Here is a 12,528-nt window from a genome sequence, read left to right as displayed (position 1 = left end):
CGACGGCCTCCGGCGCCGCCGCGGCCAGCCGCTCCAGCGCGCCGGCCAGCAGCGGCCAGCCGGAGGCGGCGGCCGGCCTCATCCCGGGATGCCGACCAGGGTTTCCCGGGTCGTCTCCGGCGGGCGCTGCACCATGCGGTTATCCGTGCCGATGAGGGTGACGCGGTAGGTGAATTCGCGCTGCGTCCGGTCGCGGATGGACAGGCTGAGCGGGCGGATCGCCAGGTCGGCGCCGGTGAAGCTCAGCCGCTCGAAGCGGTCGATCCGGTTGGGCGGGTCGGCATAGGTGACGTCGATGAACACCTCCCGCACCTGCGCCGGATCCCAGAGCGGGATGAAGCGGATGTCGAGCGCGGTGTCGAAGGGGTCGTCCACCGCGACGGCCTGGGCGGTGCTCTGCACCGGGTCGTCGCGCAGCACGGTGCCGTCCTTCAGGTGGTGCACCAGGGTGTAGATGAAGCCCTGCGTCACCGGCGCCGAGGTCCGCACGCGCCAGAGCTGCGGCGCATCCCCGGCGCGCACCGTCAGGGTGCGCGCCGCGACCCAGCCGGTGGCGGGGTCGGTCAGCGACAGCTCGACCTCGATCCGCTCCACCGCCGTGGCGTCGATGCGGTGCGCCACCACGGTGACCTCATGGAAGCCGAGCACGCCATGCGGCGTGACCACCAGCGTGCGGTCGGCGGTGTCGCGCGGCGGCATCTCGTAGGAGAGCTTCTCGCCATCCCAGCCGGCATCCGGCGCGAAGTGGAATTGCTCGGCCACCCGGTAGGCGGTGGCGAGCGCCGGGCTCATGAAGGTGGTGAATTTCTTCTGCTCCGGATGCGCCGGGTCGAAGACCATGTCGGCATGCTTCACGGTGGCCGGCGCTCCGGGGTCGCCATAGTCGATCGCCAGCTGGGCCGAGACCATGCCGATCCGCCCGAAGTCGATCGGCGCATCCACCGTCACCTCGAATTCGCGGAAGAACGGGTCGTCCAGGTCGACCTCGACGAAATGCTTCGCGGGGTCATCGAGATCGGCCAGCAGCAGGCCGAAGAAGCCCTGCGGGGCATAGGTCCGCTGCACCGCCTCGGTGCGGTTGTAGCGGAGGGTCAGGGTCTTCCGCTCCTCCGTCGCGATCGCCTTCAGCCGGAAGGAGACCAGCGCGGGCGTGCCGGCGGAGCCCGCAGGCGTGCTCGGCTTCTCCGGGGTTTCCGGCTTGTCGGGCTTCTTGGGTTCCTCGGGCTTGTCCGGCTTGGCGGGCATCGCCGCGCGTTCCAGCCGGCCGCGCACCACCACTTCCGGGGTCGTCTCGGCGGGTGGCGGCGGGGGCGGGGGTGGCGGCGCCGCGCCGGCCACCTTGCCGGTGATCCGCACCACGCGCCATTCCGGATCGTCGTCGGTGCCGAGCGCCTTGGCCTGGTCATGGCCGGTGGCCTTGTCGGACTGCACCAGGGCGCCGCCGCGCAGGCTGGCGCGGGCCACCGCCACGCGCTGCTGCGACAGGCTGCGGTCGCGCGCCGCCCGCGCCTCCGGCTCCGGCTGCAGCGGGTCCTTGCCGGGCGGGAAGCGCTCGAAGCTGGCGAAGCCTTCCAGGGTCACGGTGCGCGGGCTGGCGAGCGTTTCCAGCCAGGCGCGCAGGCGGTCGGCGCCGAGCTTCTCGCCCGGCTGCGGCATCGGCTTTCCATCCACCCGGCTGGCGGCCGTGAAGCGCTTGTCGTCCGCCCCGTTGCCGGCATAGCTCAGCGCCACCGGATGGGTCGGGCTGAAGCCCGGCGTCACCGCCGGCTTGTCCTTGTCGAAGAACAGCAGGAAGGTCTCGGTGGTGGTCGCCGGCGTCGCGGGCGGCGTCGGCGTGGGTGGCGTCGGGGTGGGGGTCGAGGCGGGCCAGCGCACCTCGATCTGCCGCTTCGCATCCGCCGGCAGGTCGATCACGATGGCATTGCCGTCCACCTTCGCCGGCTTGTCGTCCACCTTGGCCGTCCAGCCGGCCGGCCCGGTGACCGTCACCCGCTCCTCCAGCCCCGTGGCAGCTGCCGTGTGGGCGATGGCGTGGTTGCCGGGCGGCGGCTCGGGCGTGCGGGTCACCTCCTTCAGCGCCGCCGCGGGGCGCTCCGCCGGGGTGGCGGGCGTCGCGCCGCCCTCCGCCGGCTTCGCCGCCGTGCCGCCTTCCATCTTGGCGGCGCTGCCCCCGGTCAGCGGCTTCGCCATCTCCTGCGCGCGCTTCAGCACCGCGTCGAGCGCTTCCGGCTTGGCCATCCGGCTCTCGACATCCGCGGGCGTCAGGGAGGGCTCGAACCACTTGGCCAGGAGGTTGTCCTTGAAGAAGTCGAGCGCCCACTTCTCCTTGTCCTCGCGGTCCGCCGCGCCGGTGAAGTCGATGACCTCGATCTGGATCGCGCCCTCGGCCACCAGCTTCTCGAAGGCCGCGTCGATGCCGGCGCGCACCCAGTAGATCTGCGCCTCCAGGCCGGCGCTGAAATGCCGCCAGATCCGCTCGAATTCGGCCTTGATGGTCACCTGCAGGGCGGGGCGGAGGATGGTGTATTTCAGGTCGTAGACCACGCCGACCGGCGCGGTGCCCTGGGTGAAGGCCTGCTCCAGGATGATGGCGCCTTCCTGGCTCAGCGAGAGGGAGAAGGCCGCCGTGTTGTCGCCGGCCAGCGACGGGATGGAGGCGCCGCGGATCGCCTCGACCGCGCGGAAGGTGCCGGGGGGCGCGTCGGCCGGCGCAGCGGTGCCGCCCGAGCCTTCGAGGTCGAGCGCGATGCAGCGCACCGTGCCCTCGTCGAAGGGCACCGCGGAGAGGCGCGGCTCCCCGCCCCGCACCAGGGCGGCAAGCTGGCCGCGGATGCGCTGCTCCACCGCCGGCGGCAGGCGGAGATTCACCTCGAACATCGCGAAGCCGCCGCCCTTGGCGCCGCCGGCCACGGCGGCCGGGCGGTACTTGATGAAGGTGAAGGCGCCGCTGTTGTCCGGCCGCCGTGCCAGGGCGACCGGCGCCGGCAGGTACCAGAACTGGAGCGGGTCCGCATGGTCCGCGAACACCGTCACCCCATCGACGGTCAGCGTGCGAGTTCCAAGCTGTTGCATGACAGCCTCCTCATGCACTCATTGCGGGGCGGCGATCTCCAGCTCATCCGCCTCGGCGGTCTGCCAGTCCTGCCGCCGCGTCATGCCGTTGCCGAAGACGTAGAGGGCGCGCCATTCGTAGAAGCTGCGCGCCGGGTCGACGTAGTTGAACTCGAAGGCCTTGCGGCCGCCCGGGGCGGCGAAGCTGGCCTTGTCCTCCACCAGCAACCCGTTCGCCGCGTCGGCGAAGCGCAGCTCCACATCCACGCGCTGCAGCTTGGCGCGGGCGAAATCCTGCGGCGGGCGCACCGCGACGATGCGGTGGCCGCGCATGTCCGGCGAGACCAGGATGCGCGGCGCCTCGGTGGCGGAGCGCGGCACTTCCAGCACCGCGCCGCCCTTCAGGATGGTGGTGACGCGGTACTGCACCAGCTTGTGGTCGCGGTCCTTGCGTTCCACCACGAAGGGCTTCGGGCTGCGGTCCGTGGCGTTGAAGGCCAGGGATTCGGCGGCGTGCACGTCGTTGCGCGCATCCTCGTATTCCAGGTCGACGAAGATCTGCTCGACATCGTCCCAGCGGGCGACCACCGGCACCACATCCACCCGCAGCCGCAGCGGTCCGACCGGGTCGCGCACGTCCAGCAAATCGGCATCCAGCTTCTGCCAGGCGGTCTCGATGTCGTGCCCGTCGGCGGCCCGGTGCGAGAGCCGGGCGGAGACGCCGCGCAGCGCCTTGTCGAGGGCAAGGTAGGACCATTCGGGCGGCGCCTGGCCCTTGGCCAGGATCACCGTGTCGTCGGTGCGGATGCCATGCGCCGGGTCCTCGTAGCGCAGCCGCGCCTGCACCTGCGGGTAGCGGTCCCAGGGGTAGCTGGGGGAGGCGATGACCGGCAGCTTCACCCGGGCATAGATTTCGGCCGGCTGCACCTCCAGCACCTCGCCCAGCACCGTCCGCGGCTCCGCCTTGGCCGAGAGCGGGCGCTCGCCGCCCTGGTCGGGGCGGAAATTCACGGTGAACTCGGCCTCCACCTCCTGGCGCATCCGCCCGCCCTCGACGATGGAGGCCCATTCGACGGGCTGCTCCTCGCCGGTCTTGCGCAGCACCACCTCCTTGGTATCCGTGCCGTAGCGCAGGCGGACGGCGACGCTGTCGATGCCGTCGCGCTCCATCTCGCCGCGGTTGGTGATGCGGATGCGGCGGCGCTGGAAGAACGGGTCGTTCGCGTCGATCTCCCGGATGTAGCGCTTCGGGTCGTCGCCATCCCGCAGCGGGCGGAACAGGCCGCTGACATGGCCCTGCGGGTAGATGCTGCGCAGCACGGCGGAGCGCTCGGAGATCTCGACATCCAGCCGCTTGCGGTCGATCCGGTCGCGGGTCTGCTTCTTGTAGGAGAAGGTGCCGATGGTGGCGCCGATCGGCCCGAGCGAGGCCTGCATCGCCTTCTGGTGCGCCTCGCTCAGGATGTCCGCCGCATGGTCCCAGCCATCCGGCCGCGTCGTCATCGGCGGCAGGCTGGATTCGAAGAAGGCGTCGGTGATCATCTCCTCCACCCGGGCCCGGGCGGCGTTGAAGCGCGCCGTCTCGGGGCTCGCGGCATCGGAGGCGTCGGCCACGAAATTGTCGGCGGTGAACTCGATCGCCCGGCTTTCCTGCAGCTTGTCCACGGTTTTGCCGATCTGGGTGGAGGTGAACATGCCCTCCTGCCCGTACTCCTCGTCCAGCGCCTCCTGCACCCGGTCCCAGTCGATCTTCAGCCGCACGGAGAAGGCCGGCCGCAGCGCGACATAGTCGAGCTGGTAGACCACCAGGATCGGCGCCATTTCGCCGAGCAGCGCCTGCTCCATGATAGCGGTGCCGGCTGTGTCGAGCTGTACGGAGAAGGCGGCCGCGTTGTCGCCATAGAGGGAGGGCTTCGCCGCGTGCTGCATCTTCAGCACGAAGCGCGGCCCGGCCTCCAGCGCTGGCGCCGGGGTGGAGCCGGGGCGGGGCGGCGGCGCCGGCTGGCTGTCCTGCCCGAAGATCATCAGCCGCACCTTGCCGTCGGTGACCGGCACGGGCGAAAGCCGCGGCATCTGCGGCAGCCGGCCGAGCCGCTTCACCTCCGCGGCCAGGTCGTCCAGCTCGCGCGGCGAGAGCCCGAGATGGACGTCGAGGCTGAGGAAGCCGCCGGAGCCCGCCGGCGTCTCCGTGCGGTATTTGAGGAGGAGGAGGCTCGGCACCTCGCGCCCGGTTGCGGGATCGGGCGTGGTCCGCAGTCTTGGCGCCAGCGGCATGTAGTAGTGCTGGAGCATGTCCTCATGGTCGCGGTACACCAGCACGCCGTTGACCATGTAGAAGGGCGGTTCCAGGTACATCATCGCACATCCCTCCTCCTCTCTGCCGTCAGGCAGCCGGCGCCTCCAGGATCAGCACCTCGTCGCTCATCTCGACGGGGCCAACCTCCTTGCGGGCGCCACCTTCGAGGAAGTACTTCGCCGACATGGTGTATTTCCGCCGGGCCTTGTCCTTGATGCCGACGCTCCAGACGGAGGGCGGCGTGTCCTTGCGGATGGTGAAGGTGTCGTTGTGGGCGATCTGGTTGCCCGCATCCTCGTAGCTCAGCGTCACCGTAGCGAGCCGCACCTTGGTCCAGTCGATCAGGTCCGGCTCGATATGCACCTCCAGCACCTCCGGCCCGATGAGGAGGGTGTTGCCCTTCACGTCGGATTCGCCGATCGGCTGCGCCTCGCCGGTGCGGAAGAGGATGTTCCCGGTGTAGCTGAGCGTGCCGCCACGGTCGTCGATGACCGGGAACACCCAGTCCTCGAAGCGCTTGCCATCCTTGCTGAAGGCCATGGATTTGCGCTGCTGGAAGCGGTTGGCCTGGTCGTCATAGACGAGGTCGACGAAGATGGTCTCGATCGTCCGCTCGAAATCGCCGCGGGTGCGGAGCGACACCGTGCGGAGCTGGAAGGGATCGTTGATGTAGAGCTGCTCGCCCTCCGCCTCCTTCTCCGGCACCGCGATCTCGCTGCCATCCTGCATGAAGTATTTCACGGCATAGCGGCAGGGCTTGTCGCGCGCCTTGAAGATCACCTCGCGGATCTTGTGCTCGCGGGCCTGGTCGGTGATGGTGAACTGCTTCTCGATGCGCAGGCCGGCGCCGTCGTCGTAGCGCACCATGACCTGGGCGGAGGTGACCTGGGCGAAGTTGATGTCGCCCGCCACCACGTCCATCTTCCAGATGCCGAGCTCGCCGACATTGATGCTGAGGTTCGACTTCGTCTTGAGCTGTGGCGACCGGAAGACGTTGGACTCGCCCTTGTAGTTGACCACGTAGGAATAGGTGACCTCGCCCTCGCCGCCGTCGAGGAAGGCCTCGAAGCGCTGGATGTCCTCCGGCTTCTGGAAGGTCCAGGTCTTCGCCTGCTTCTGCCCCTGCGGGCCCTTGTACTCCATCGCGACATCGACGCCGAAGATCGGCAGATCGGCGAAGTCGGCGTTGACCTGCACGTTGATGCCGAAGCTCTTGAAGAAGGGGTCGTCGGCATCGATGGTCTGGATCACCTGGTTCCAATCCACCGGCTTGCCGTCCACCGTGATGGTCTTCAGCGATGGCAGCTTGCCAGGCGGGTGGACCTCCTGCTCGATGACACGGTTCTCCTTGTACTCGACCGTGACGCTCGAGATGCGGGTGGCGTTGACCGTGCGGATGACGTTGTCGAAGCCCTGCTCGCGCAGCTTCGACACGTCGCGGCTCTCGGGCGGGATGGCCTCCAGGATGTTGCGCTTGATTCCCTCGGCAAGCTGGTTGTTCACCCGGTCCTCGACCGCGACCAGCGCCTTCTCGAAACCGGCGGGATCGGCGCCGGGCGGTGCGGCGGGGCGCAGGATCCACTCGACCTTCGAGGTCTCGGACTTGCTGATGAGTTCCGTGATCTTCTCCTCGTAGTCGTCCTCCGCGAACCAGCGCGTGTCGTCATGCATCTCCTGGCGGAAGGTCATGAAGCTGGAGGCCTCCCAGAAGCCGCGGATATGGCCGGGCGGCATGCGCCCCTGGAAGGTCAGCGTGTAATTCGCCTGCACGAAGGATTCGCCGATGCCCTTGATCGCCTCCTCGAAGATGCGGGCGCCGATATCGGAGAACTCGACCTGGATGGCGACGGCATTGGTGCCATAGAGGGAGGGCGCGCTCGGGGCGCGGATCTTCTCCACCAGCGCGCCGCCGCTGTCGAAGCAGACGACATCCACCTTGCCGCTGAGGAAGGTCGGGCGGTCGAGGCGGAGCACGGCGCCCTGGCCGGGCTGCAGCCGGCCTTCGCGGCGCAGCCTGTCCTCCAGCACGGCGCGGATCTTCTGCTTCTGCGCCTCGGTCATCGCCAGCTCGACCTGGAAGGAGGCAAAGCCGCCGCCCTTCTTGCCATTCGCCCGCTCGATCGGCATGCGGTACTTGATGAAGCCGAAATTCGGCCGCCCGCCGGGCAGGATCTGCCAGCTCACCTGGTTCGGCAGCAGGTAGAATTGCCGGAAATCCTGGTCGTCGCTGAAGACCTGCACGCCTTCGATCGTCTCGGACTTTGCGATGGACAGCATGGATGTTTCCTCCGCATCGGCGCTTGCCGCGCCTGGATGAAAACCTCGGGCTCCGTCAGCCGCCGCCCAGCCAGCCGGCGACGTCGGCAGTCAGCTCCAGGGTCAGCGGCGCGGCTTCGGTCCGCGTCGCCTCCGCCTGCACCGTGGTGCGGGCGCCCGGCCCCGCCGTGCCGGTCCGCGCCAGGCTCTGCACCGCCTGCGCCATGGCGATGCTGCGGGCGGTGCGGCGCAGCTCCTCGCTGGCGCCGGGATCGGCCTGCTCCGACCACTTCGCATCGCCCATCTCCATGGCGCAGCGGATGGCCGCCTCGGCCCCCGCGGCGTCGATCCGGCCGGTGCCGTCCAGGTGGTTGGTCAGGTCGCCGGCGAGCGCCGCCGTGGCGGCCCGCCGCCGCGGCAGGGCGACGCGGTAGAGCACCCGCAGCCGCCCAACTTCGCCGCGCAGCGCCGCCTGGGCGGTGGCCGCGCGGCGATCCTTGAGCACGGCGGAGAAGGCCGCCGCCTGCGGCGGCAGGTCGGAGGCGCGGGCGGTTGCGATCTCGGCGAAGCTCTCCGCCTCGGCCACCTCCAGCGCGGCGTGGCGCATGGTGAGGGCGGCGGGGTGCAGCTCCGTCCCTGGCCCGGCCAGCTGCGCCACCTCCTGCCGCAGCAGGGCCATGGTGGCCTCTGTCGGCTGCAGGCTGGCGCCGACCGAGAGCATGGTCATCCCCGCCGCCTCCAGCGCCGAGACCTGCGGACGGCCATTGGCATCCAGCAGCGGCAGCGGCTGCTCGGCCAGGTAGAGCCAAGCCCCGTCCTCCGCCCAGAGGCGCACGCCGGCGACAGTGCGGCCCGGCAGCGCAGTCCCGATCCCGTTCATGCGGCGTCTCCCAGCGCGATGACCAAGGGCCCAGGGCCGCGATCCGGCGCCGACCAGGCGGCGCCCGGGGCGTGTCGGCGCCAGCGCAGGCCGGGCCGGAAGGGGTCGCGGCAGAACCAGCGGAAAACCCGGGCCGGCTCGGCCGGGGTGAAGGCCAGGGTGACCGGCTCCGCCCCCTCCGCCGCGTCCTCCGGCAGCAGGTCCAGCGCGGCCAGGGTGGCGCCCGCCGCCAGCAGCACCTCGACGCGCAGATCGCGCGGGCCGAGGCCCGGCACGTCCTGCAGCAGCAGGCGGCGATCCTCCGCCGGGAAGGGCGGCAGGCTCAGCCGCGCCCCACCGGCGCCGCGCAGCTCCGCCGCGATGGTAGCCACCGTCGCATCCGGCGGGAGGCCGAAGACGGCGGTCGGGCGCTGCCGGTCCAGCTCCACCTCGGCACGGAAGGGTCCGCCGGGCCGCTGCGCCGAGAGCCGCAGCAACAGCGTGCCAAGGCCGAGCAGCGCCGGCTCCGCCTCCAGCTCCACCAGCCGCAGCGGCAGCAATGCCGGGGTCAGCAAGGCACGCGCGCCGGTGCCCTCGACCTCCTCGGCCTGCAGCCGCTCCACCCTGCGGCCATCGGCCGCCGGGACGAAGGCGAAGCCCTGCAGCCGCCAGGCCAGCGGCTCGTTCGGGGCCAGGCGGATGGTGAGCTCCGGCGCCGCTGCGCCGGGCGAGAGCTCCAGGTCGTGACGGATCTCCTGCGGCCGGGCGGGCGGCTGCGGCGGGAACCGGATCCGGGCGCCGAGGCCGAGAATGCCCGCCACGGGCTGCGGCACGGTCTGCCCCAGCATGAGCCGATGGAAGCCCAGCCCGAGCGGCGCCGCGCTGCCCTTCGCCACCAGCGAGTCCGCGCCGCCATGCCCGGCCGCCAGCGCCCGCGCCGCGGCCACGGGGTCGAGCCGCAGGGCAACGGGCCGTGGCGTCACCAGCCGTTCCGCAAGGTCGATGTCGATGCGCTCCGGCAGCGCCTCCCCGGGCGCCGGCAGGCGGAGCATCGGGGTGCCGTCCGGCGCGGTGGAGGGGGCGGGGCGCAGCAGCTCCCGCGCCCGCAGGCGGTCCAGCACAGCCAGGGCCAGGAGGTCGGGGGGCAACCCCTCCGGCACCGCGCCGAGGCCGATGCCGGGCTGCGCCGGCGCCGCCCGCAGCCTTGCCAGCAGCGCCTCGCGCGGCAGCAGCCCGTCCGGGCCGGCCAGGCTGCCGAGGCCCGCGAGCAGCGCACCGACCTCCAGCCGCAGCGCCAGGCCGGGCAGGCGCGGGGCGATGCCGTCCACCTCCAGCTCCGCCAGGGCGTCGAGGCCGAGCCCCTCGCCGGCGGCGAGCAGCCCTTCCACCAGCGTCGCGGCGGCCTGGGACAGCGGCAGGGCAAGCCGCGCCAGGCCGAGCCCGTTCCAGTCGAGCGGGAGCGGCACCAGCAGCTCCGCCGGAATGGTGCCGAGCGCCGCGGCAGGCCGCAGCCGCAGGCTGCCGCGCGCCACCCGGGCGGGCACGGTGCCGGGGATGTCCTCGCCTTCCAGCCGCAGCCGCAGCTCCAGGCATCCCACGCCCTCGGCCGGCGGCAGGGCGCGCAGGACGGAGAGGCGGAAGGCTGGCCGGCCATCCGGTTCCGTGGCCAGGGCGATTGCCCCGGGCAGCAGGACCGGCGGCGCCAGATCCCCCACCGTGGCGAAGGCGGTGCGGCCATCCACCATGACCGGCCGTCCCCAATCCGGCAGCGAAGCGGGCATGGCTCAGCCCTCCTTCGGCAGCAGGGGGACGAGGAGGTCGCTGCTATCCTCCCGCCACTCGCTGTCGGTGGCGCGGGAGGAGCGGCGGATGACGCTGCAGCGATAGCGGTAGCCCGCCGCGCCGGCGGCCGTCCGCAGCACGATGCTGCCGATGGGGATGGGCAGCCGCACCTCCGCCTCCGGCTTCTCCGGTGTCAGCTCCAGCGTGGTGCCGCGCTCGAACTGCACCAGCACGGCCAGGGCGCGTTCCGCGGCATTGCCGTCCGGCACCTCGAACATCGCCGGGAAGAGCTTCACCCGGATGGCGCGGCTGATCTCGTTCGGGGTGGTGGTGTCGAGGATCACCTCCCACAGCCGGGCGGCGTCGGGGCGGACGCGCAGCCCGTCCAGATCCAGCACCGGCTGCGCCTCGGCCGGCGCCGGCGCCGGCGCCGCGGGCGTGAGCACGCAGGTAAGGCTGGCGCCCGGCGCCAGCTCCGCCGGCAAGGGCTGGGAGAACCCGCCGATGCTCGCCGCCACATCCTGGCCGGCGGCGCGCAGCAGCCCGCCCAGGCTGGCGACGGTGAGCGGGCTCTCGATGGCGTTCGCCAGAGTCAGCGCGAAGCTGCCGGGCGTGGGGCCGGGCGCCGCCTGCACCTCCACCAGGTCGCCATTCATCGTGTCGAACCGCGCCTCGAAGGGGATGCGGTCGGTGACGCCGCTGCCGAGATCGACCCGCACCTCGCCGCGCATCAGCGCGACGGAGCCGCCCATCAGCGCGTCGTACACCGCCTGGAAGGCGGGCAGCGGCAGGGTCTCGACATGGGTGAGGCCGGAGCGGAGGTCGATGAGCGCGCCGGGCCGCTCGGTGAAGCCGACCGCGCCGGGCAGGGCCATCCACAGGCTGGCCTTCTCCACCTGCAGCGGCTCGAAGACGATGTCGGCCGGGCTGGCGCCGGCGGGCAGCAGCTTGGCCGCCAGGGCCTGGCGCGCGGCGGCCAGGCGGTCCGGGTCGGTGAAGGGGGTGGCGACGAATTCCAGCACCATCGCCGCGTTCTCCGGCCCGGTGGCGCCGGGGGCGAGGCGGGTGGCGATGACCGGCAGGAAGGGCGCCGGCTTGCCGCGGCGCGCCAAGCGGAAGGCGTCCGGCAGGTAGTAGGCGGTGTTCGGCCGGGCGGTGTCCTGCCAGTAGGTGTGAAAGCGGTCGCCCTGCGCCACCTGATGCGGGGAAAGGCCAAGCTGCCCGGCACCGGGCCGCGGCCCCTCGAACAGGTCGCGGTTGAGGTCCGGGTTGAAGAAGAAGGGGTTGGGCTCCGCCACCTGCTCCAGCGCCCGGGTGACGGGGCGGTAGCGGTTGGCGCTGCCGACGATCGGGATGGCGACGCGCACCGAGCGCGTGATCAGCAGCCCCGCACCGCCTTCCAGACTGGTGATGGCAGCCAGGGCCTGGTCGCGCTCGGCGGGACCGGAGAAGCGCAGCGTCGCCACCAGGGACAGCCCGTCCGCGGTCTCGCCGATCTCCTGGAAGGCGAGCTCCTTGGTGGCGCCGCCGCCGCCGGCCAGCACCAGCCGGTAGGTCAGCCGCAGCAGGATCTCGTGCGGCAGCTCCGCCGTCGCGGTGCCCGTCGGGATCTGCGGCGCGCGCTGCTTCTCCAGGCGCAGGGTCAGGATGGGGGCGCCGTCCGGCGCCTGGCCGAAGCGGATCTCATATCCCTCGGCGCCGGTCGTGCCGCGGCGGGCCAGGCGGTATTGCGGCAGGTGCAGCGGCGGGCCGCCGGGCACCGCGGGCTCGTAGGCGACGGTGTCGGTGACCTCCTGCCCGGGCGCCACGGGCAGCGCCAGCTCCTCCCGGCTCAGGCCGGAATCGCCGGCATAGGCGAGGCCCTGGCATTTGCGGCACCAGCGCCAGCCGGTCTGGCCGGGCGCGTTCGGGTCGTTCATCGGCACCGCATAGGCGCCGCTGCCGCCATGCTCGTGCAGCCCGCCGGCCGGGCAGGGGCCCGGCCCGCTGCCGGCATAGGCGAGCCCCTGGCATTTCTGGCACCAGCGCCAGCCGGGCTGGCCGGGCGCGTTCGGGTCGTGCATCGGCACCGCATAGGCGCCGCTGCCGCCATGCTCGTGCAGCCCGCCGGCCGGGCAGAGGCCCGGCCCGCTGCCGGCATAGGCGAGGCCCTGGCATTTCCGGCACCAGCGCCAGCCGGGCTGGCCGGGCGCCGCCGGGTCGTTCATGGCGAGGGTATAGGCGGCGCTGCCGGTGTGGTCGTGCTGGCCGCCGCGCGGGCAGCGGCTCTGCGCCACGCCGCCGC

The 12,528-nt window shown here is 72.1% G+C and carries 6 protein-coding genes; all 6 read right to left on the bottom strand.

The window, feature by feature from the left end; genetic code table 11:
• Nucleotides 1–78 precede the first annotated feature (78 nt).
• The gene (locus tag NJ376_RS26275) at nucleotides 79–3,072 is read right to left on the bottom strand and encodes a hypothetical protein (RefSeq protein WP_252956330.1); all 2,994 of its coding nucleotides are present in this window, start codon (nucleotides 3,070–3,072) and stop codon (nucleotides 79–81) included.
• An 18-nt stretch (nucleotides 3,073–3,090) separates the two neighbouring features.
• A complete protein-coding gene (locus NJ376_RS26270; RefSeq protein ID WP_252956329.1) occupies nucleotides 3,091–5,409 on the bottom strand; it encodes a hypothetical protein in 2,319 nt (772 codons plus the stop codon).
• Nucleotides 5,410–5,434: 25 nt separating this feature from the next.
• Entirely contained in the window at nucleotides 5,435–7,624 is a 2,190-nt protein-coding gene (locus tag NJ376_RS26265) for a hypothetical protein (RefSeq protein WP_252956328.1), read from the bottom strand.
• Between the two features lie 55 nt (nucleotides 7,625–7,679).
• On the bottom strand, nucleotides 7,680–8,483 hold the full coding sequence (locus NJ376_RS26260) for a hypothetical protein (RefSeq protein ID WP_252956327.1): 804 nt from the start codon (nucleotides 8,481–8,483) through the stop codon (nucleotides 7,680–7,682).
• Nucleotides 8,480–10,243: a serine/threonine-protein kinase gene (locus NJ376_RS26255; protein WP_252956326.1), complete on the bottom strand. Its 1,764-nt coding sequence runs from the start codon at nucleotides 10,241–10,243 to the stop codon at nucleotides 8,480–8,482. Before NJ376_RS26255 ends, NJ376_RS26260 begins: the two co-directional genes overlap by 4 nt.
• Nucleotides 10,244–10,246: 3 nt before the next feature.
• Nucleotides 10,247–12,528, bottom strand: a 2,282-nt coding sequence (locus NJ376_RS26250; protein WP_252956325.1) for a hypothetical protein, incomplete at its 5' end; no start/stop codon positions are given.

This window comes from Siccirubricoccus soli (assembly GCF_024178315.1).
Classification (GTDB): Bacteria; Pseudomonadota; Alphaproteobacteria; order Acetobacterales; family Acetobacteraceae; genus Siccirubricoccus; species Siccirubricoccus soli.
The sequence above is the reverse complement of the archived record's forward strand: the minus strand, read 5'-3'. Positions and strand labels throughout refer to the sequence as shown.